This is a genomic window from Nisaea sp., from assembly GCF_034670185.1.
Lineage (GTDB): Bacteria > Pseudomonadota > Alphaproteobacteria > Thalassobaculales > Thalassobaculaceae > Nisaea.
Map to the genome: position 1 here is coordinate 1384146 of NZ_JAXMNY010000001.1, position 21145 is coordinate 1405290.

The 21145-nt window shown below is 59.0% G+C and carries 19 protein-coding genes; 6 read left to right on the plus strand and 13 right to left on the minus strand.

Annotated features, from left to right (window positions below):
* Positions 1 to 13: 13 nt before the first annotated feature.
* The 4 genes from VOI22_RS06565 to VOI22_RS06580 all read right to left on the minus strand — a co-directional run bounded on the left by VOI22_RS06565 (position 14) and on the right by VOI22_RS06580 (position 2541).
* Positions 14 to 889, minus strand: coding sequence for a DMT family transporter (locus tag VOI22_RS06565; protein WP_323795736.1), 876 nt, complete (start codon positions 887 to 889; stop codon positions 14 to 16).
* Positions 890 to 1009: 120 nt separating this feature from the next.
* Positions 1010 to 1645 (minus strand): ParA family protein, encoded by a 636-nt coding sequence (locus VOI22_RS06570; protein ID WP_323795737.1) that lies wholly within the window; start codon positions 1643 to 1645, stop codon positions 1010 to 1012.
* Positions 1646 to 1702: 57 nt separating this feature from the next.
* Positions 1703 to 2110, minus strand: coding sequence for a hypothetical protein (locus VOI22_RS06575; protein ID WP_323795738.1), 408 nt, complete (start codon positions 2108 to 2110; stop codon positions 1703 to 1705).
* Positions 2111 to 2154: 44 nt separating this feature from the next.
* Positions 2155 to 2541 (minus strand): acyl-CoA thioesterase, encoded by a 387-nt coding sequence (locus tag VOI22_RS06580; RefSeq protein ID WP_028464822.1) that lies wholly within the window; start codon positions 2539 to 2541, stop codon positions 2155 to 2157.
* Positions 2542 to 2645: 104 nt separating this feature from the next.
* On the opposite strand from VOI22_RS06580, the gene parE reads away from it, so the two are divergent.
* The 3 genes from parE (at position 2646) to VOI22_RS06595 (ending at position 6721) form a co-directional block, all read left to right on the plus strand.
* Positions 2646 to 4652, plus strand: coding sequence for a DNA topoisomerase IV subunit B (gene parE, locus VOI22_RS06585; protein ID WP_323795739.1), 2007 nt, complete (start codon positions 2646 to 2648; stop codon positions 4650 to 4652).
* 235 nt (positions 4653 to 4887) lie between these two features.
* Entirely contained in the window at positions 4888 to 6387 is a 1500-nt protein-coding gene (locus VOI22_RS06590) for a DEAD/DEAH box helicase (RefSeq protein ID WP_323795740.1), read from the plus strand.
* A gap of 91 nt (positions 6388 to 6478) precedes the next feature.
* Positions 6479 to 6721 (plus strand): Lrp/AsnC ligand binding domain-containing protein, encoded by a 243-nt coding sequence (locus VOI22_RS06595; RefSeq protein WP_028464819.1) that lies wholly within the window; start codon positions 6479 to 6481, stop codon positions 6719 to 6721.
* A gap of 6 nt (positions 6722 to 6727) precedes the next feature.
* On the opposite strand, the gene VOI22_RS06600 is transcribed toward VOI22_RS06595, so the two are convergent.
* The 4 genes from VOI22_RS06600 to VOI22_RS06615 form a co-directional block, all read right to left on the minus strand.
* Positions 6728 to 7957 carry a pentapeptide repeat-containing protein gene (locus VOI22_RS06600; RefSeq protein ID WP_323795741.1) on the minus strand — a complete coding sequence of 410 codons (1230 nt, stop codon included), beginning with the start codon at positions 7955 to 7957 and terminating at the stop codon, positions 6728 to 6730.
* Between the two features lie 124 nt (positions 7958 to 8081).
* Positions 8082 to 8744: an aspartate/glutamate racemase family protein gene (locus VOI22_RS06605; protein ID WP_323795742.1), complete on the minus strand. Its 663-nt coding sequence runs from the start codon at positions 8742 to 8744 to the stop codon at positions 8082 to 8084.
* An 11-nt stretch (positions 8745 to 8755) separates the two neighbouring features.
* Positions 8756 to 11410 carry an aminopeptidase N gene (gene pepN / locus VOI22_RS06610; protein WP_323795743.1) on the minus strand — a complete coding sequence of 885 codons (2655 nt, stop codon included), beginning with the start codon at positions 11408 to 11410 and terminating at the stop codon, positions 8756 to 8758.
* Between the two features lie 37 nt (positions 11411 to 11447).
* Complete coding sequence (locus VOI22_RS06615; RefSeq protein WP_323795744.1) at positions 11448 to 12218, minus strand: glucose 1-dehydrogenase; 771 nt, start codon at positions 12216 to 12218, stop codon at positions 11448 to 11450.
* Positions 12219 to 12317: 99 nt separating this feature from the next.
* On the opposite strand from VOI22_RS06615, the gene VOI22_RS06620 reads away from it, so the two are divergent.
* Positions 12318 to 13271 (plus strand): nitronate monooxygenase, encoded by a 954-nt coding sequence (locus tag VOI22_RS06620; protein ID WP_323795745.1) that lies wholly within the window; start codon positions 12318 to 12320, stop codon positions 13269 to 13271.
* Between the two features lie 25 nt (positions 13272 to 13296).
* Here VOI22_RS06620 and VOI22_RS06625 read toward each other — a convergent pair whose 3' ends face one another.
* Positions 13297 to 13680 (minus strand): GcrA family cell cycle regulator, encoded by a 384-nt coding sequence (locus tag VOI22_RS06625; protein ID WP_028464814.1) that lies wholly within the window; start codon positions 13678 to 13680, stop codon positions 13297 to 13299.
* Positions 13681 to 13988: 308 nt separating this feature from the next.
* Between VOI22_RS06625 and VOI22_RS06630 the strand changes: the two genes are divergently transcribed.
* Complete coding sequence (locus VOI22_RS06630) at positions 13989 to 14933, plus strand: UDP-glucuronic acid decarboxylase family protein (protein WP_323795746.1); 945 nt, start codon at positions 13989 to 13991, stop codon at positions 14931 to 14933.
* Here VOI22_RS06630 and VOI22_RS06635 read toward each other — a convergent pair.
* The 4 genes from VOI22_RS06635 to VOI22_RS06650 form a co-directional block, all read right to left on the minus strand.
* On the minus strand, positions 14912 to 16666 hold the full coding sequence (locus VOI22_RS06635; RefSeq protein WP_323795747.1) for an AAA family ATPase: 1755 nt from the start codon (positions 16664 to 16666) through the stop codon (positions 14912 to 14914). The two genes, VOI22_RS06630 and VOI22_RS06635, sit on opposite strands and share 22 nt — an antisense overlap.
* A gap of 232 nt (positions 16667 to 16898) precedes the next feature.
* The gene (fbaA, locus tag VOI22_RS06640; protein WP_323795748.1) at positions 16899 to 17966 is read right to left on the minus strand and encodes a class II fructose-bisphosphate aldolase; all 1068 of its coding nucleotides are present in this window, start codon (positions 17964 to 17966) and stop codon (positions 16899 to 16901) included.
* A 16-nt stretch (positions 17967 to 17982) separates the two neighbouring features.
* Positions 17983 to 19143 carry an acyl-CoA dehydrogenase family protein gene (locus VOI22_RS06645; protein ID WP_323795749.1) on the minus strand — a complete coding sequence of 387 codons (1161 nt, stop codon included), beginning with the start codon at positions 19141 to 19143 and terminating at the stop codon, positions 17983 to 17985.
* A gap of 41 nt (positions 19144 to 19184) precedes the next feature.
* Entirely contained in the window at positions 19185 to 19892 is a 708-nt protein-coding gene (locus VOI22_RS06650) for a nitroreductase (protein WP_323795750.1), read from the minus strand.
* 26 nt (positions 19893 to 19918) lie between these two features.
* On the opposite strand from VOI22_RS06650, the gene VOI22_RS06655 reads away from it, so the two are divergent.
* A complete protein-coding gene (locus tag VOI22_RS06655; RefSeq protein ID WP_323795751.1) occupies positions 19919 to 21130 on the plus strand; it encodes a CoA transferase in 1212 nt (403 codons plus the stop codon).
* Positions 21131 to 21145: the final 15 nt, after the last annotated feature.

Here is a 21145-nt window from a genome sequence, read left to right on the forward strand (position 1 = left end):
GTGGAGCCCAGGCTCAGGCCACAGCGCGCGGCCTGGCAAATGCGATAACAAGACCGCTGACCGCTATCAAGCCACCACCTGCAAGCAGGTGCAGCCCAGGGGTTTCACCGAAAAACAGCAATCCGAAGAGCGCCGCATAAACCAGCGTGCTGTAATAGAATGGCGCGATAAAGCTGGCCTCGCCAATCGCTGCCGCCCGGATAAAAAGTAATTGCCCGCAGACCATCACCGAGCCCACTCCGATAAGAAAGGGGAGTTGGGCCAGGTCTGGCATCTGGAAGACGGGAATGGCGGCAACGCCCGATATCACTGCACCCGACAGATTATTGATGGCCAGGATGGTCAGGGGATTGTCGGACTGCGCGAGCAGACGGATTGTCACCACCTCCGCACCAACCAGTACAGCGGACAAGAGTGCTACCAGGGCTCCCGTCTGAAGCACACCAGCCCCAGGCTGATTCATGATCGCCACGCCCGCAAGCCCGAGCGCCGCTCCAGCCCATCGGAGCGGCACCACCCGCTCACGCAAGAAGAGGATGGCGAAGATCATGGCGAAAATCGGGCTGGTCCAGGCAATCGCGATCGCATCTGCCAATGGCATCATGCCGACAGCTGCGAAGGAGGCCGTAACGCCGGCCGCTCCAAAGACGATGCGCAATCCATGCTTGACCGGAATTTGCGTCCGGAACACGCCAATGCCTCGGCGTAGTATGAAAGGCAGAAGGGTGAGAAACCCGAATGCAAAGCGCGCGAAGGCGATTTGCAGCGGATGAAGATCCGGGCCGACTTCCAGGGTCTGCACACCCTTGGCGCAGGCGTTAGCCCCTGCGAAGAAGGCACAGGACACAATCACAAGAATAGCTGTCTTAAACGCGTTTCCCGCCGGCATTTTCTGAGTCCAATCAGAATTTTCACCGGCGGATCATCGGCTGGCGCAGAACCCTGCCGCAACCAACATTGTTACAGGTCAGCCGGCACAAAAATGTACAGACGCGGCGTCGATCTGAAACTATGCAGACAAACGTGATTCCTCGATGAAATCGATGAGTGGCTGAAGGTCCATCACATGGTCATAGGTGCGCCGGCTCGCTAACTCCATAATGGCAAGACCTTCCTGTGCGGCCTGGGCATAAAGCTGCGTATCCCGCAGCGTGGCGACGTTCGGAAAACCAAGATCTTCGAGAAAATGCTCCAGGCGCTCGGCCGCTTTTGTGCGCAGCCGCACCCGGTTACCGACAAACGCAACCGCCCGCTTGTTCTTGCGAATTGGCTTCAGATCCGCGAGTTGATCCATAAAGCGCCGTGTCCCATCCTCGTCAAACGCCGAGGGCAAGACCGGAATCACGATGACATCCGCGCGCTTCACCACATCCTTCACCACGTCGCGGCTCATCGCGGCAACACAGTCCACAACCAGAATATCTGTCTTTTTTCGTGGCTTGGCACCGTCCTCTTCGAGATCCACACCACTGATCTTCGGCACTTCCGACGGACGCCGACGCAGCCAGCCCAATGAGCTCTGCTGCAAATCCAGATCTCCCAACGCTGTCTGCAAGCCGCGTCCCGCGTAATGCGCTGCCAGTGTCGTCGCCAATGTCGTCTTTCCGGCGCCGCCCTTGGTATTCGCTACCGCAATGGTAAACATTTCTTCTCCGTCTCGTTGCCGCGGCTCGTGCCCCGTACAGGTCTTTCGCAGGCAGACTCACGGCAATTCAACTTCGAGACTGCGCCCTCCCTCGCCATGCTGGCTGTCGCGCGCCCTCACAATTACCTTGCTGATGCCGTCCGGTATGGAAACGCCGGACAGCGACCGGGTGAACGGCTGCTCATCGACATGCGGGTGATACAGCACGCGTTCGCCAAGCAGCGTTCCATCCGGCGCCAGTACCGACCAGGCATTCGCATAGTGGTCCCAACCCGTATCGGCGTGACGCACGGTTACATGAAAGCTGTAAGAGCCGTCAGCAGCCCGTTCGACATCTACTTTCTCGATATCCGCCTGCCCGGCCGATGCGCCGCCAGCCTGGAGCAACAGAAGCCCTGCGACAGCCATGTACAGGCCGACACGCAGTCGTGTCCGAAGATCGTTCACCACGCCAAATATGCGCACACAGTACGCCTCCAGTAATCCGTTTGCAACCCACCTCAGAGGTTTTACAACTTCCGCTTCCTGCCGCTCTCGTCAAGCGCAACGAAGGTGAAATGGCCCTCGGTCACGAGAACTTCATCACCCTGATAGGTTCCGGCACGGATGACCCAGGCCTCGATCCGAAAGGTCAGCGATGTCGTGCCCTGCTTTTCCAGGCTGGCATAACAAGAAAGGACATCACCGACACGGACCGGTTTGTGAAAGGACATGGCTTCAACGCCGACCGTTGCCACACGACTTTTTGCCCGCTGCGCTGCTGCCGTACCTCCGGCAATATCCATCTGGCTGAGCACCCAGCCGCCGAAGATATCGCCGCTGGGGTTCGTATCCGACGGCATCGCGATCGTCCGGACCTGCAGGGTCCCGACCGGCTGACGTGCAACTTCTGTCATAACCACTCCTGATTGCTTGGCGAGTGTCGCCTATATCTTGTAGTATTCGCCCGACAGACTACAGGATAAACCTATTTTCTGGCTTCTGAGGACGCACCCTATCCATGTCGGACCTGTTCCAAAGCAACGCCGCCCGCAGCGATGATGACTATTCCGCGAAGGATATCGAGGTCCTTGAGGGCCTGGAGCCAGTCCGTCGGCGTCCGGGAATGTATATTGGCGGCACCGACGAGCGTGCAATGCACCATCTCGTGGCCGAGGTTCTGGACAATTCCATGGACGAAGCCGTTGCGGGCTTCGCGAGCCGGATCGAGATCGACCTCAGCGCGGACATGACGGTTACCATCCGGGATAACGGTCGCGGCATCCCAGTCGATCCGCATCCCAAGTTCAAGGACAAGTCCGCACTGGAAGTCATCCTGTCGACTCTGCATGCCGGCGGTAAGTTCTCGGACAAGGTCTACAGCACATCCGGCGGCCTGCACGGCGTTGGTATTTCGGTGGTGAATGCGCTGTCCGACGTAATGGAAGTCGAAGTCGCGCGGGACAAGCAGCTTTATGCTCAGCGCTTCAGCCGCGGCATCACCCAGGGGCCGCTTGAGTCGAGAGGACCGGTGCAGAACCGGCGCGGCACAACGGTACGCTTCCATCCGGACGAGGAAATCTTCGGCAAGGCCCGCTTCCGTCCGGCCATGCTTTACAGGCTGGCGCGATCGAAGGCCTACCTTTTCAAAGGCGTGGAGATCCGCTGGTCCTGCGATACAGCATTGATCGGCGAAGGAGATGGGACCCCGGCTGCGGCGACCCTGCACTATCCGGGCGGTCTCGCGGACTTCTTGAACAGCACGCTCGGCGACCGCGTGCTGATCGGAGAGGCCTTTGCCGGCGACAAGGAAGAAGGCGCAACGCGCGAGCGCGTCGAATGGGCCGTTACCTGGCCGGACGACCGTGACGACGGCTTCATGAATGCCTATTGCAACACTATTCCGACACCCAGCGGCGGAACCCACGAGGCCGGCCTGCGGACCGCCTTGCTGCGAGGCATTCGCGCCTATGCGGAGATGGTCGGTGGCGCGAAAAAAGCCGCACAGATCACCGCAGAGGACGTCATGGGCGGCGCCTGCATCATGCTCTCGGTCTTTATCAGGGACCCCCAGTTCCAGGGCCAGACGAAGGAGCGACTGGTCAGTGCCCATGCCACGAAGCTCGTAGAGCAAACGGTCAAGGATCATTTCGACCACTGGCTTTCCGCGAGTCCGGAAACATCCAACCAGCTTCTCGAGCGGATTACCGAACGGGCCGATGACCGTCTGCGCCGGCGCCAGCAAAAGGAAGTCTCCCGCAAAACAGCCACCCGGAAACTCCGCCTTCCCGGCAAGCTCGCCGATTGCAGCAAGTCCGAACAGGAAAGCACCGAAATTTTCCTGGTCGAGGGAGACAGCGCCGGCGGCTCCGCCAAACAGGCCCGTAACCGTGCGACCCAGGCCATTCTGCCACTCCGCGGCAAGATCCTGAACGTGGCCAGTGCCTCGATCGAGAAACTGCGCGGCAATCAGGAACTTTCCGACATCTCCCTTGCCCTCGGCTGTGGCACGGGCGACCGTTATGACGAAGACCAGTTGCGCTACGGCAAAGTCATCATCATGACGGATGCCGACGTTGACGGCGCTCACATTGCCTCGCTGCTGATGACCTATTTCTTCCGTGAAATGCCCAAGCTGGTCGAGCAGGGCCATCTCTATCTCGCCCTGCCCCCGCTCTACCGGCTGACCCAGGGGACCAAATCAGTCTATGCGAGGGACGATGCCCATCGGGAGGAGCTGATCCGGACGGAAATGACCGGGCGGGCCAAAATCGAGGTCTCGCGCTTCAAAGGCCTTGGCGAAATGCCACCGAAGCAGCTCAAGGAAACAACCATGGACCCTGAAAAGCGTATCCTGCTGCGGGTCTCCGTACCGCCGTCGCTCAAGGGCCTGGATCCTGAAAGTGCGGCTGCGGAGGCGCGCCGGGCTGTGGAACAGACCGTTGAAACTCTGATGGGACGGAAGCCGGAGCTTCGTTTCCAGTTCATTCAGGAAAACGCGAAATTCGTCACGGATATCGACGTCTGATCCCGGCGAAGGGAATCGACTTCAAAAATACCAGCCGCGAGTTTAGTTTCATATTTATTACGAAAGTATGGTACTGATACTACACACACCACCAAAACATGGCTGGTGCGCGCGAATTAGACGATCTCTTTGTTGACAGCGGCCACGCTACACATAATATCCGCTTCATCTTCGCGCCGAGCACCTTACAGACAATCTGTAAAATCTCAGCCAACGCGATAAAATAGGCGGTACCTTGACGTTTTCAGACCTTGGACTTAGCGACGCAGTTGTTTCTGCGGTAACCGATGCTGGTTACACAACACCCACTCCTATTCAGGAGCAGGCAATTCCCCATGTTCTAATGGGAAGAGACATTCTCGGCTGCGCACAAACTGGGACCGGAAAGACCGCGTCCTTTACCCTGCCGATGATTGACATCCTGGCGGCCGGACGAGCCAAAGCGCGGATGCCGCGCTCCCTGATCCTCTGCCCCACGCGCGAGCTTGCGGCTCAGGTCGCGGATAATTTCGTCAAGTACGGCAAATACAACCAGCTCAACATGGCTCTTCTGATCGGCGGCGTTGCCTTTGCCGAACAGGAAAAGAAGCTTGATCGCGGCGTCGACGTTCTGATCGCGACCCCGGGCCGCCTGCTCGACCATTTCGAGCGCGGCCGGATCTTGATGACCGACGTCAAGGTTCTGGTGATCGACGAAGCCGACCGGATGCTCGACATGGGCTTTATCCCCGATGTCGAGCGGATCGTCGGGCTTTTGCCGCGTATCCGGCAAACGCTTTTCTTCTCCGCGACGCTTTCCAAGGTAATCCGCAAGCTGGCGGATGCGTTCCTGATCAATCCGCGCGAGATTACTGTTACAGCCGGCACTTCTGCAGCCGAGACGGTCAGCCAGTGGCGCGTGAATGTGAGTGCGAAAGACAAGCGCGACACGCTCCGCAATCTGATCGAGAGCGAAAAACCAACCAACGCAATTATTTTCTGCAACCGGAAGCGCGACGTCGGCGTCGTTCACCGGTTCCTGAAAAAATCCGGTTACAACGCCGTTGAACTGCATGGCGACATGTCCCAGCCGGATCGTATGAAGACGCTGCAGCGCTTCAAGGACGGCGATGCGGACCTGCTTTGCGCCAGCGACGTGGCCGCACGCGGACTGGACATTGCTGGCCTCAGCCACGTTTTTAATTTCGATGTGCCAACTCATGCGGAAGACTATGTGCATCGGATCGGGCGAACCGGACGTGCGGGCAAGGAAGGTCGCGCCTTCACGCTGACATCTCCCGAAGACGGCAAATACCTCCAGGCCATCGTTAAATTGATCGGCAAGGAGATCCCGCTTTTCAAGAACGAAGGGCAGCCGGCAGCCAAAGCGCCTGACGCCGACAAAGCACCTGTCGCCGAGAAGGCCGTTGCCGAGAAGACTGTTGCCGAAAGCTCGGTCACCGAGACGACAGAAACTGTCGAAGCGGCAAGCCCTGACAGCGCCGAGAGCAGTGAAGAGAAACGCGGTGGCCGCAATAATAGTAACGGCCGGAAAAAGCCCCGTTCGCGTGGCGGGCGGGACCGGGAGCGCGCCTATCCGGGCGAGCGGACGCCAGGTCCGGGCAACGTCACTGAATTCCCGGCGCAGGAAGCTCGCGGTCGCAAGACGCGCCGTGACCGGGATGACGACTCCGGCAACAACGAGAAGGTTGTCGGCCTTGGTGATCATGTTCCGGCGTTCCTGCTGCGTAAGTAAGAAAGCCAACCACTCCGGCGGCGCCGCTTGATTTCGGCGCCCTTTTCGGAAACCATCGGGAGCTCATCGCTTCCAGATACCGGGTTCCCCGATGCAGACCATTTTTGTTCAGGTTAAATGCGAGCTCAGCGAAGCCTATAATGTTGCTGACGCCGCAATCATGGATTTCGAAGAAGTCTCGGAGGTGCACTCCACCTCCGGGCAATACGACCTCATGATGAAATGCTATCTGCCTGACGATACGGATATCGGCCGGTTCGTGACCGAAAAAATCCACAGCATAAAAGGCGTGAAGGACACCTTCACGATTATCACCTTCAAAGCATTCGGGTAGAGTCGATCAGGCGTCTGAAGACGCCTCTTCAGGCGATTCGGGTTCGTCGGCTTCGGGTGTAACGAATATCGCGCCATCCGTTGCCGCAGTCTCGAACGACACCCCGTCGAGCCGCGCACCGCTGAAATTTGCGTTCGTACAAATTGCCTTGTCTAGATTGGCACCAGTCAGGGTAGACGGAAAACGGACCACGCGACGGTCGCCGCGGGTGCTCAGGATGTTCACAAAGCTCAGGTCCGCGTCGGCCATATTGACAGAGGCCAGGTCTGCATTCATCAGGATGACGCCCCGCATATCAGCGCCCCAGAAACTGGCTCCCGTGAGATTTGCTCCGGTGAAATCGGCCATCGTCAGAAACGATTTCCCGAGATTGCATTTCTCCAGGTTAGCCCCTGTGAATTTGGCAACACTCAGATCGGCATACTGAAAATCAATCCCTGACAAGTCTGCGCCTGAGAAATCAGCCTGCTCACCCTCCTTGCCATCGGTTGCCAGCCATTTCATATGACGCTGGACCTTGACCTTGAGATCCTCCTTGAGGTCCCGGATGCCGAGGAACACCCGGCAGTTATCAAGACGTGCGCCCTTCATGTCGCAGACGGATACGTCTACGTTGCGCAGCACCGCTCCTTCGAGATCCGCTCCACGCAGGCTTGCCCCCTTAAGGTTTGTTCCTGCCATCACCGCGTTTTTCAGCCGCGCCAGTTCCAGGTTCGCCCCTTCAAGATCAGCGCCGGATAAATTTACAGCAACGAGCTCAGCTTCCGAAAGATTACTGTTGCGGAGGGATGCTCCTTCAAGATTGCTTTCGGTCATGTTGGCGCGTGAGAAGTTTGATTTATCGAGCACGGCATCCGACATGTCCACGCTCTGGGTCCGCTGCATTCCCGCATTGCGAATTTCACCCGGCCGCATGTCGGCTTCGCGGAAATCAGCGCCGCCTAGACGCGCACCGGTAAACTTGGTACCGCGCAGGTCCGCCCGGAAAAAATTGCAGCCCGCGAGGTTTGCCCGGCGCATGACAGCGCCGAACATATCCGATCCGGAAAAATCGCCCCGCACAAAAGCCGCGCCGGTCAAGTCAGCGCCGGAGAGAAGCGCATTGTGTAACTTTGCGTTAGGCGCTTGCAAACCCTTCAGGCTTGCATTTCTTAAATCCGCACGCTTGCATCCAGGCACGCCGTCGAGGAATCCTCGATGGAGCACTATAACTTCTTTAAGTGTCGCTTCATCCATCGAGAAAAACTTCCGCCACCGCCCCGCAACAAATACACCAATGGTTATAGAGCGGTTCTTTTCTTACCTTTTCAAGCACTAAAAGTTACAATAGCACTCTAATTTACATTGAATTGTATTGATTTCATGAGGATTTTAGCAGAGAAATGGTTAATGCATTGCTAACCGCCGCTTGAGTGGGATCGATGATCGGAAGGCAAAGCTCCTCTTCAAGCGAGCTCCGGTAGCGCGCCATGCCGGCGCAACCCAGCACGATCGCCTGAGCTCCGTCGATATCCCGCAATTTTTTTCCTGTCTCCAGAAGCCTCCCATAGGTGACGCTTTCATTTGAAAGCTCCACCACGCCCAACCCCAGGGCACGCTCCCCGGCGAGCCGGGATTCGAAGCCAAGTGTTCGGATATAGCGAAGATGCCTTGGGATGGATTTGTCGAGAATTGCAACAACGCCAAAGCGCTCCACCGTACTCAAGGCGCACAGCATCCCGGACTCGGCGATGCCATAGACCGGCTTGTCCGTAGCTTCCCGGCAGGCATGAATGCCGGGGTCGGAGTAACAGGCGATTACGAAAGCCGACGCACTGTTCGCTCGCCGGGCCACGATCTCTCTTGTCTGCACGGCGGCAAGATCGACGTCAGCCTGGCTCTCGATGCCCGGCGGACCGTCCGCGTTGGTCAGGCATTCGATCTCCGGCCCGCCCGGCAAGCGCAACGGGTCGAGCGCCGCGCTCATCGCTTCTGTTACGGTTTCAGTGCTGTTCGGATTGATGACGACGATTGGTTTCGTCACATGCTTTCCCCTTATCCCAGTCCCTTGGTAACCAGTTCGGTGACATCCGGCGACAGGCCGGGTTGCCTCACGATTCTCTCAAGACATTCCCGCATCATCCGCTGACGCGTTTCGTCGTACTTCTTCCAGCGCGTCAAGGGAGCCACGAGCCGAGCGGCAATTTGCGGATTAAGACCGTCAAGCTTGATGATCTGATCGGCGAGGAAACTGTAGCCGGCGCCGTCCGGGGCATGGAAGCGCACCGGATTTCCTGATGCGAAAGCGCCGATGAGCGCTCTGACCCGGTTTGGCGTCCCAAGATCGAACTTTGGATGTTCCAGCAGTGCCTCAACCTCGGACAGAGTGTCAGGCAAGCAGCTGGTCGCCCGCAGGGTGAACCATTTGTCGAGCACCAGCGGTGTGTTTTCCCAGCGGTCATGGAAATCGGCGAGAGCCGCCGTCCGTTCCGGACAATCCGTCCCATTCAGCGCCTGCAAGGCCGCCATGGAGTCCGTCATGGTCACAGAATTCGATGCCTGACGGGCAGCTAGTGCCAGCGCATCACCCTCTCCGCCAGCAACCAGATAGCCCAGCGCGAGCGCCTTAAGCGCACGCGAGCCCATTGCTTCCGTCGACATGTCATCCGGCGCATAGGCCTCGACCAGACGTTCATAGAGCGCCTTGAAGACTTCGGCGTGCTTCAGGCCGATTTCCTTCCGCGCAGCACGGCGCACCCGGTGAATGGCGTCTGGGTCGGCCGAACGCATGGATTCAGCGAGCACGGACTCACCGGGCAGTGTCAGAAGTTCGGCGGCAAAGGCCGGCTCTATCGACGGGTCTCGCAGAATATCCGCAATAGCGTCATGGAACGCGGCCTCAAGAACGGTTTCCCGCCCGTCCACAGCCGCATCGAGCAGCATCCGGGTGAGATAACTTTGTCCGGCGTCCCAACGTGCAAAGGGATCACTGTCATGCCGGAAGAGAAAGCGTTCCCCGTCCCCGCCGAGGTTGCTCCGCAATTTCACCGGAGCGGAGAATCCACGCAACAGAGACGGGACCGGAACTGTTTCGACGTTCTCGAATACGAACTCCTGTTCTTGTTCGGTGACAGGAAGAACCCGGCTTACCAGCACTTCTTCGACATTCTCCCCGCGTAGCTGCAACGGCATCTCCTTGCCCGCGCTATCGAGCAGCGCCATCGAGAGCGGGATCAGCATTGGTTTCTTGACTGGCTGCCCCGGCGTCGGCGGCACTGTTTGGCTGACCTTCAGAGTCGCGGTTTTCGCGGCCGCGTCGTGGCTCAGTGAGACCTCAAGCTCCGGCGTTCCCGACTGGCTGTACCAGAGCCTGAACTGTCCAAGATCAACACCGCTTGCATCTTCCATCGCGACGACGAAATCCTCGCAACGGACCGCCTGACCGTCATGCCGTTTGAAATAGAGATCCATCCCTTGCCGGAACGCCTTGGCGCCCAGCAGATTGTAGATCATGCGGATGACCTCGGCGCCCTTCTCGTAGATCGTCACGGTGTAGAAATTATTGATCTCGGTATAGCTTTCCGGACGGATCGGATGGGCAGTCGGCCCGGAGTCTTCGGGGAACTGCGCCGCACGCAGCAGACGGGCGTCAGCAACACGCTTCACCCCTCGCGAATGCGTGTCGGAAGTGAATTCCTGGTCCCGGAATACCGTCAGGCCTTCCTTCAGGCTGAGCTGAAACCAGTCCCTGCATGTCACGCGGTTACCGGTCCAGTTGTGGAAGTATTCGTGGGCAACGATACCCTCCAGCCGCTCGTAATCGGCATCCGTCGCAGTTTCCGGATCGGCCAGCACGAACTTGCTGTTGAAGATATTGAGCCCCTTGTTCTCCATCGCCCCCATGTTGAAGTGGCTAACGGCAACGATCATGAAGAGGTCGAGGTCGTATTCCAGACCGAACACCTCCTCGTCCCAGCGCATGGAGCGTTTCAGGCTGTCCATTGTGTGGGCGCAAAGATGCTCGTTGCCATGCTCAACATAGATCCGCAGCGCAACGTCACGGTCAGAGACTGTTTGGTAACTGTCGGAGACGCAGGCGAGATCACCGGCAACGGCTGCAAACAGGTAGGACGGCTTCGGGAACGGATCGTTCCAGATCGCGAAATGGCGCCCCTCGCCTGCTTCGCCGGTCTCGATCAGGTTTCCGTTGGACAGCAACACCGGAAACCGCGCTGCGTCCGCTTCGAGCCGCGTTGTATAGACCGCCATCACGTCGGGCCGGTCCGGGAAGTAGGTAATGCGCCGGAAGCCTTCCGCCTCGCATTGCGTGCAATACATGCCTTCAGACATGTAGAGCCCCTCAAGGGCCGTATTTTTCTCCGGCACAATCTCCGTCACCACCTGAAGCGAGAATACATCAGGCACTCCGCTCAACGTCAGGCGATCGCCTGAAATCTCATAACGGTCTTCTCCAACCGCCACTCCGTTGAGGCTCAGGGAGACCAGTCGGAGATCCTGCCCGTCCAGCTCCAGAATGTCGGGCGCCGAGCCCCCATCCGGATTGCGCTTCCCTTTCAGTACAGCAGTGACAATCGCCTCTCCGTCACGGAGATCGAAATCGAGGTCGACCGTGTCGATGAGAAAAGTCGGCGGTGTATAGTCCGCCAGATTTTTCACTTTCGCTCGGGGGGCGTTTCCAACGCGTTCCATTTCAGCTCCGCAATTCGGTGTGTTTGGGTAAGTCGGGTCAGTTGGCCATCCAGCCGCCATCGACCATCAGGTTTTCGCCTGTAATGTAGGTGGCCTCATCGCTGGCGAGAAACAGAACCGCATTGGCGACATCGCGGGGTAGGCCAAGGCGTGGCCAGGGCGTGCGTGCATGGGAGTAGGCCAGGATCGCCGGATCGGTAGCCGGGCCACTCTTTCCAGTCAGGATCTTGCCCGGTGCCACGGCATTGCAGACGATCCCATCCGCCGCATAATCGCCCGCGATCTGCCTGGTCATGTAAACCACGGCGGCCTTGCCGGTCCCGTACGCGAAATCGTTCGGCGATCGAACCATGCCGTGCTGCGAGGAAATATTGACGATCCGGCCGCGCACCCCGTCCCGCTCGGGCTGGGTCAACATTTGCTGGATGGCCCGCTTACAGCCGAAGAAGACGCCACGAGCGTTCACGCCCATGACCCGCTCCCAGTCATCTTCCGTCGTCTCAAGGATTGGCTTGCTGACCCCAATGGCGGCATTGTTCACAATGATATCGAGCGCGCCGTATTTCTCGACCGCAAGAGAGACGGCCGCATCGACAGAGGACCAGTCCGCAACGTCCACCTTCGTGAACACGGCCTCTCCGCCCATCGCCTCGATCTCATCCAGCGTCTTCGCACCGCCCTCTCGCGGCTCATTCGTTTGATCGGCGATCACGATCCGTGCGCCCTCTTCGGCAAACCGGAGCGCGATTGCTTTGCCTATGCCCGAGGCGGCACCGGTAATGAGCGCGGTTCTGTCTTTGAGGCGCATGATATCTCCGAGGTGTGGGCGTGCGCGGCAGGCAGGAGGAAGGATTGCGGCGCGCCTGTGTGACGACTAGGTTCGACAAACATAAATGGGGAGGGTGATTTGGCAATAACCACGGCACTGACCAAGCGGCTCGGCATAGAGCATCCGGTACTCTGCGCCCCGATGGCCCGGGTCTCAGGCGGAAAACTGGCGGCCGCAGTGTCCCAGGCAGGCGGCCTCGGCCTGATTGGCGGCGGTTATTGCGACCAGGAATGGATCGACACAGAACTTGCCGCCGCGGGCAATGCCAGAATCGGCATCGGCTTCATTACCTGGCGCCTTGAACAGTTTCCCGATGTCCTCGACCGCGCGCTCGAGCGCGAACCCGCCGCGGTGATGCTTTCCTTCGGAGACGAGGGTCCTTTTGCGGGCAAGATCAAGGCCGCCGGAGCGACGCTCATCGCCCAAGTGCAGAGCCTGGAACAGGCGAATCGGGCGGCAGGTGCAGGCGCCGATATCGTCATTGCTCAAGGAGGCGAAGCAGGCGGCCATGGCGCTAACCGGGGCACCTTTTCCCTCGTCGCGGAAGTGGTCGATGCCCTGCCCGGGATCCCTGTCGTTGCCGCTGGTGGTATCGCCGATGGGCGCGGGCTGGCGGCCGCTCTGATGCTCGGCGCGAGCGGCGTGCTGCTCGGCACCCGCTTTGTTGCAACAGAAGAATCTCTGGCGCCCCTGGCTGCAAAGCAGGCAGTCGCCGCCGAAAGCGGCGATGTCACCGTGAAAGGCAGCACTTTTGACAAGGCCCGCGGCTTCAGTTGGCCCGCACCCTACGCGCTCCGCACGTTCCGGAACAGTTTCGCCGAGCGCTGGGAAGGCAAAGATCTGCCGGAAACCGCCATTGTGGAATTCGAGGAGGCCGCGGCGATAGCCAATATGGACATTGCGCCGGTCGTCGCCGGCGAGGCCTCCGGCATTATCCGGGATATCCCGTCCGCCGCCAATCTGGTGCCCAGGATCGTGGCCGAGGCCCAACAAAAATTAAGGGGCGCCACAGCATTCTGCAGCACCCCTTAATTGATCGGTATTTGGAACCTGACGGTCAGGCCGCTTTGGTATCCCGCATGTTGGTGTAAGCCACCGCGCAATGCGTGGAACAATAAGGCCGTCCGGGCGACACACCGTCACCGCAGAACTTGAAGTCCGGAGACTTCGGGTCGCCGATGGGCCAGGAGCATTTGTTCCGGTCCCATTCCTGCGCCGCAAGCGGCGATACTTTCCGCTTCTTCGGCTCGACCGGCTTGTTGGAACGGACAATCGGCGACTGCCGCTTCGGCAAACCCATGCGGTGGACCTTGCCCACCACGGCATTCCGCGAAACCCCGAGCTCATTTCCGATCTGCGTGATCGACAATCCGTCCGCCCAAAGCTGGGTAAGCTGGCTCAGACGATCCTCGGTCCATGCGCTGACTGCGCTATCAGCCATTGTGCCCTCCAAGTGTAACTTCCACTGTCGGCTGCCTCCCGGTTAACCGGGCGTGCACTGCATCTGAAAGACGCAATATGTTGTGCCGACGCAGGAGGAGCCTACTCCTTCTAGTGGATACTGTACAAGGTGATTCGGAACGATCGAAACGATTCGCGCCGATTCAAGGACTTACGGAGGAACGTTCTCACGACACTCAAACAGATACCTGAACCGCGTCCGGTGCCTGCCCCATTTGCACCCGCGCACGGATGCGGTATGCAGATCATGGAGATATGCTTTTTACGTGACAGTTCGGCGGTCGACCCATGAAAACAGTCCCGAAGCGCGTTCTTGTAACCGGAGGTGCCGGCTTTGTCGGCTCCCACCTCTGCGAACGCCTGCTGGAGCGCGGCGACGACGTTCTCTGTGTCGATAATTTCTACACAGGCATGCGGCACAATGTGGCCCATCTGCTCGATCACGCGAATTTCGAGCTGATGCGGCACGACATCACCTTCCCGCTCTATGTCGAGGTAGACGAGATCTATAATCTCGCCTGTCCGGCCTCACCTATCCACTATCAGCGCGACCCGGTACAGACCACCAAGACCAGCGTGATCGGCGCTATCAACGTGCTGGGCTTGGCTAAACGGGTGAAGGCCAAGGTGCTGCAGGCCTCGACGTCAGAAGTCTACGGCGACCCCACAGTGCATCCCCAGACCGAAGAATACTGGGGCAACGTGAACACCATCGGCATCCGGGCCTGCTATGACGAAGGCAAGCGCTGCGCCGAGACCCTGTTCTTCGACTATCTGCGCCAGCACAAGCTCCGCATCAAGGTCGCCCGGATCTTCAATACCTACGGCCCGCGCATGCATCCGAATGACGGCCGCGTGGTCTCCAACTTCGTGCTCTCCGCCCTGCGTGGCGAGGACCTGACACTATACGGCGACGGCAGCCAGACCCGGTCTTTCTGCTTTGTCGACGATCTGGTCGAGGGCCTGATCCGGCTGATGGACAGCGAGGACAGCGTTACGGGCCCGATCAATCTCGGCAATCCGTCGGAGATGACGGTGAAACAGCTGGCCGAGACGGTGACGGAACTGGTCGGCGGCAAGAACGGCATCACCTACCACCCGCTGCCCCAGGACGACCCGATGCAGCGCCAGCCCGATATTACGAAGGCCAGAACACTGCTCGGCTGGGAGCCGAAAGTAGATCTCCGCTCAGGGCTTGAAAAGACGATCGCCTATTTCCGCGATTTCACCTGAGTCTTGTCGGTCTGGGGCTTTTCCGGGCGGCCGGACTGAAGGAGATCCATCAGCTTTTCCTCGAAAGGGAAAGGTAATGGAGGCTCAACGAGAGAGCCGGTCGCGGGAACCGCACGCTGGTCCGACCAACGACGCAGTTCAGTAATCTCCTCGGCTCTTGTCACCGACAGAGGCCTTGTCGCCAGCACCGCCATTTCGAGGTGCTTTTGTTCCAGACGCGGCTCCCTGTCCAGTTCAACGGCTTCGGAAAACGCAGCGATCAGCGCTTCTCGCACAACAGCTTCGATTTCAGCACCGCTGAACCCGCCTTCGCCGGAAGACTCGTCCCGGCCCGTCAGTGCTGTCAGTTTTTCGAGGTCATAGCTGTCCGGATCGTGCCCCATCCTCTTCATGTGAATCTTGAAGATTTCCGTCCGCTCTTCCGCGTTCGGAAGATCGATGAAGAACACCTCGTCAAATCGTCCCTTGCGCAGAATTTCCGGCGGTAAAAGGACTGTCTCGTTAGCAGTCGCGATAACAAAAACAGGAGCTGTCTTCTCCTGCAACCAGGTCAGGAAGGTGGCCAGGACCCGCAGGGACACACCGCTGTCCCCCACATGCCCCCGATTGCGCGGCAATCCCTTCTCGATTTCATCGATCCAGAGCACGCAGGGCGCTACAGCCTCGCAGATCGAAATCGCATGCCGGATATGCTGTTCCGAAGCACCGACAAGGGATGCATAGACCCGTCCCATGTCGAGCTTGATAAGCGGAATGCCCCAGGAGGTTGAGGTGCATTTCGCCGCGAGGGACTTGCCGCATCCGGGAACCCCGGTCAGCAAAACCCCTTTCGGTGCCGAAATGCCGAAGTCATGCCCTTTCTCACTTGAGGCAAGAGCACGTTTTCGCAGCCATTCCTTCAGGTTATCGAGACCGCCGACATCGTTCATCGACCAGTCCGTGGTATCGATATATTCGAGGATACCGCTCTTTTTCACGACATCCTGCTTGAGCCGGTAGATCCCCTGGATATCTTCTTTCGACAGTTTTCTGTCATCGACAAGGGCATCGGAAAGCGCGTTGCGAATTTCGTACATCGTCAGGCCGCTGGCGGCATTCACAACCGCTTCTTTCAGAAAGTCGATATCCTCTTCGACCTTGATAGCCGACGACGCTTCCAGGCGTTCCAGAATGTCGTCCACCCAGACCTTGATTTCCTCTTTGGTGGGTAACGGAAATTCGAGGTGCAGGATTTCCTTTTCTAGCTCCTGAGTCAGCTCTCCGTCGGCAGACACGAGCATAATGACGCCGTTTTTCGCAGAAAGCCGGCTTTGCAGCGCGAAGTCGCGGAGCCGTCGTCGGTGCGCCGGGTTATTCTGACGCTCAATCAGGTAGGGTGAAGCATCGAGCAGAACGAGAAACGTCTTGCGGCGTTCGGACCCTTTTTTCTCCCGATCATGATCAAGCTTCCTTTCAAGCACCTCAATCGCCGTCATCACATCCGCGTTTTGACCGGATTTAGGCAGAAATGGAGGCGTTTTCTCGGACCGCTTCAAAATTGTCCCGATCCGTTCCATGTGAATGCCACGGGTACAAGACCAGAAAATGACGTCGCATTTCTCGTTGATCGCGACCCGCTCGATACTGTCGATCACACGGTTTTCTTCGAATGAGCGGATCGCGATTATCGGATGAAGAGACGAAATGGCATGCGTCAGTGTTTGTTCGAAGTCTTTTTGTGTACTGATCTTCACTGCAGCCTTCTCCTCACTTGACGACATGCTCCCCCTGATCAGAAGAGGCATAACGCCAATACTGAACGAAACGATAAGGTTACGAGGCTAACAGCCAAGAATACAGCCGCAATTGATTTGTATCAGCTATTGCGCCCATTTGTGACCCGCGTCCAGAACTCGGTCTGGCATAGCTCTTGTTCTCTCAGCCGAATGAAAATCGACCTCATATTCGGCTCAAACCTCCACATACCTAACCAGCGACACTCCTCCCGCCAGAGCCAAGCTCCTCAAACGCTTGGTCAAGACGCGCAACGATGCCCTGCTCGCCGGAGCGCAGCCATTTCCTGGGGTCATAGAGCTTCTTGTAAGGCTCGCCGCTCACGGGGCCGATCTGATGCTTGAAGGCGGCACTGTTCGCCTCGACATAAGCGCCGACGGCCTCGGCAAATGCGAACTGGGTATCGGTATCGATGTTCATCTTGAACACACCATGCGAGATCGCGGCCCTTATATCCGCAATACCCGAACCTGAGCCACCGTGAAACACCAGGTCGAGCGGATTGCGCTCAAGCCCCTTCCGCGCGGCTAAGAGATCCTGTGACGCACGCAGAATTTCCGGCCGGAGTTGCACATTCCCCGGCTTGTAAACGCCATGCACATTGCCAAAAGAGGCAGCCACGGAAATAACCCCGAGTGGATGTAACCGCTCATAGGCAAGCAGCACGTCCTCCGGCTGGGTGTAGAGCTTGGCATTGTCGACCTGATCGAGATCTTGGCCGATGCCGTCCTCCTCGCCTCCCGTGACGCCGAGCTCCATCTCCAGTGCGATGCCCGCCTTTGTCATGCGGGGCAACAGAGAGGCGCAGGCATCAAGGTTCTGCTCAATGGGCTCCTCGGACAGATCGAGCATGTGCGAGGAAAAGAGCGGCTTCCCCGTGAGCTCGATATTGCGTTCGCTATGAGTGACCAGGTCTTCAACCCAAGGGATGAGCTTCCGATTGGCATGATCGGTATGAAGCACAACACAGATACCCAGATGTTCTGCCAGAAGCGCGGCATGGCGCGCGGCCGAGACGGCACCGAGCACCATGGCAAGGTGGCCATCCTGCAAGGCCTTCCCTGCGAAGAAGCCGGCGCCGCCGTTCGACAGCTGCACGATGACATCGGACCGGTTTCTCGCTGCCGCTTCAATCACAGCATTCAGCGAGTTCGTGCCGGTCACATTGACTGCGGGCAGCGCGTAACCACCGGCCTTGCAGGCAGACACCAGCGTCTTGTAATCATCCCCCCAAACGAGGCCCGGCTTAAGTTTGGTCACGCGCTGTCTCCCTGGCTCAGGCCCGCTGGTTAAACCGCCGCCCGACAAGAGCGGCTGCGATATTCACCTTCTGGATATCGATGGCGCCACCGGCAATGCCCCAGCCCCAACCGTCGCGCAAACGCTGTTCCATGCCGTAGGACTTGGAATAGCCGTAAGCTCCCATGACCTGCAGGGCCGAGCCAGCAACATCGCGGACGATCTCGTTGGCGAAACATTTGGCGAGGCTTGAATCCAGCACGGACGGCAAGCCGTCCTCGGCGTTCTTGGCCGCACGGTAAATCAACAAGCGCGATGCTTCGACCCGCATGGCCATCTCGGCGAGCTTCATCTGCACCGCCTGGAACTCCACCAGCTCCTTGCCGAAGGCTTTGCGTTCCTGGGTATAGGAAAGCGCGGTTTCGAAGGCGGCCGATGCGATGCCGAGGCACATGGTGGCGTTGCCGCAGCGCTCCAGATCGAACGCTTCCATAAGCTGGCGGAAGCCTCCCGCCGGAACGATAACGTTCTCTTTCGGGATCTCGACATTGTCGAAGAAGATGTCCGCGCTCGGGATACCGCGGAAGCCCATCAGCCGTTCCCGCTCCCCGAAGCTGACACCCTGCATTCCCTTCTCTACATAAACAGCGCCAATCCCCTTGGCGCCGGGCGCATCGGACATCTTGCAATAGGCCACATAAGCCTCCGCATGGCCACCCCCGGAGCACCAGCGTTTCTGACCGTTCAGGATCAGCTTGCCGCCCTCTTCCTTCACTCGTGTCTTCAGGTCGGTCAGCGCCGAACCCGCATCAGGCTCCGACATGGCAACGGCGACGGTCAGCTCACCGGCGCAGACCTTGGGCAACACCTGCTTTGCCAATTCCGAGGAGGCAAAATGCTCGACCGCACGGCAGGGCCCGACGGAGGATTCGAAGATCGGAAAGGCAACGGCCGGAGAAACCTTGGCGAATTCCTCCAGAACGATCAGCGCTTCCAGATTGCCGAGGCCGAGCCCGCCATATTCTTCCGCCACATTGATCCCGAGGAAGCCCATCTCCGCATAGCGCTTGATATGCTCACGGGACGGTGCCTCGTCCTTTTCCTCCAGCTCGCGGGCGACTTCCGTCATTTCCTGCGTCGCAAAGCTGCGCGCCGCCTCCTGCAATTCGCGCTGCTCGTCCGTCAGCTGGAAATCCATGAACGTTCCTCCGGATTTTATTCGTTTCAGTTGAAATGAGTTTAGCCGCGATGAAAGCGGACGTAATCCTCAAGAGGCACACGCTCCGTAATGAGTGTGTTCTCAATCTTCGACCAATCCGCCTTGCCGAGCGCCATGCCAGCCACGACCACATCCTCTTCGCCAATCGGAACATGGTTCCGGATCACCTTGTGGAAGGTGGCAAAAGCGGCCTGCGGGCAAGTTTCCAGCCCGTGGCTGCGGGCCAGCACCATGACGTTCTGCATAAACATGCCGAAATCGAGCCAGCTGCCAATTTCCAGCCCGCGGTTGATGGTGAAGATCAGGCCAACCGGCGCATCGAAGAAGGTGAAGTTCCGGGCATGCTGCGCCTGGGTCTTCTCGAAATCTCCCTTCTTGATATCAAGCAACCCGTAAAGCGCCCAGCCGACGGCGCGACGGCGTCCCTTGAACGGCTCGAAAAACTCTTTCGGATAATACTGATACTCGCCACTGTATCCGCCTTCATGATGCGCTTCCACTAGGTCCGCGCACAGCGCGTCACGGGCACTCCCGGTGACGACTTCGACCTTCCAGGGCTGCATGTTGGTCCCGCTTGGCGCCCGGCCAGCGAGATAGAGGATGCGAGCAATCGTTTCCTCGGATACCGGGTCTGGCAGGAAAGCCCGAACGGAGCGGCGCTGCGAGACGGCCTCCTCGACAGGGTTCAGGTTTTGGTATCCGGTCTCTATGATCGGTGCGTCTGTCACTGTTCTTCTCGGGAAAATTGATCAAAATGGCTGGTGAACTTGCCGCCGGGCCTCTTGCGGGGCTCAGGGTGCTGGATCTGACATCGGTCCTGCTCGGACCTTATGCGACGCAGATCATGGGCGACATGGGCGCCGATGTCATCAAGGTCGAGTCGCTCGATGGGGACATCACGCGCAATGTGACGCCTTTCAGGACACCCGGGATGGGTGCGGTCTTCATGAATGTGAACCGTAACAAGCGCTCCCTCAGCATTGACCTTAAAAATGCCGCCGCGCGGGACGCATTCCTCAAACTGGTGCCGGAAGCGGATGTGCTGGTCTGCTCGATCAGACCCGGCGCCATGCGCCGTCTCGGCCTCTCATATGAGGACCTGAAGCCGCTCAATCCGGGGCTGATCTTTTGCGGCGCCTACGGCTTCAGCGAGAACGGCCCCTATGCCGGCCGCCCCGCCTATGACGACATCATCCAGGCCGCTTGCGGCCTTGCCGCCCTGCATGAACGGGCCGACGGTGCCCCGGCCTATAGCCGCACCGTTCTGGCGGACAAGGTCACCGGCCTGATGTGCCTCTCCGCCATTACCATGGCGCTGGTGGCACGCGGACGCACCGGCAAGGGCCAGTTCGTCGAAGTCCCCATGTTCGAAAGCCTCGTTGCCTTCATGCATGTCGAGCATCTTCAGGGCGCGAGCTTCGAGCCCCCCCTCGGCACAACCGGCTACGATCGCGTACTCGCCCCGCATCGCAAACCTTACCGCACCAGTGACGGGCACGTCGCCCTGCTGCCCTATACGACAAGGCACTGGACGTCTTATCTCAACGCCATCGGCCGCGGAGATATCACCTCCGAAAGCTGGGTCACCGATCCGGCCGAACGGTCCCGCAATATCGGCAAACTCTACGAGATCGTTGCAGAGACCACGCCGACCCGCAGCTCTGCCGAATGGCTTGCCCTGTTCAGCGAGATCGACGTGCCGGCCATGCCTGTGCTCGGCACCGAGGCCCTGCTGCAGGACCCGCACCTTGATGAAATCGGCTTCTGGCCGCTGTTCCAGCATCCGAGCGAAGGGCCGATCCGTATGGTCGGCCAGCCGATCCGGTTCGAAGACACACCCGCGAGCTACCGGCTCGGCGCCCCGCGCCTCGGCGAGCACAGCGCGGAAATCCTGAGCGAGGCGGGCCTTGCCACCGCCGGGATTGAAACCCTGATCGCAACAGGCGCTGTCAAACAGGGAGCGTAAGCGCAGATCCGTTCC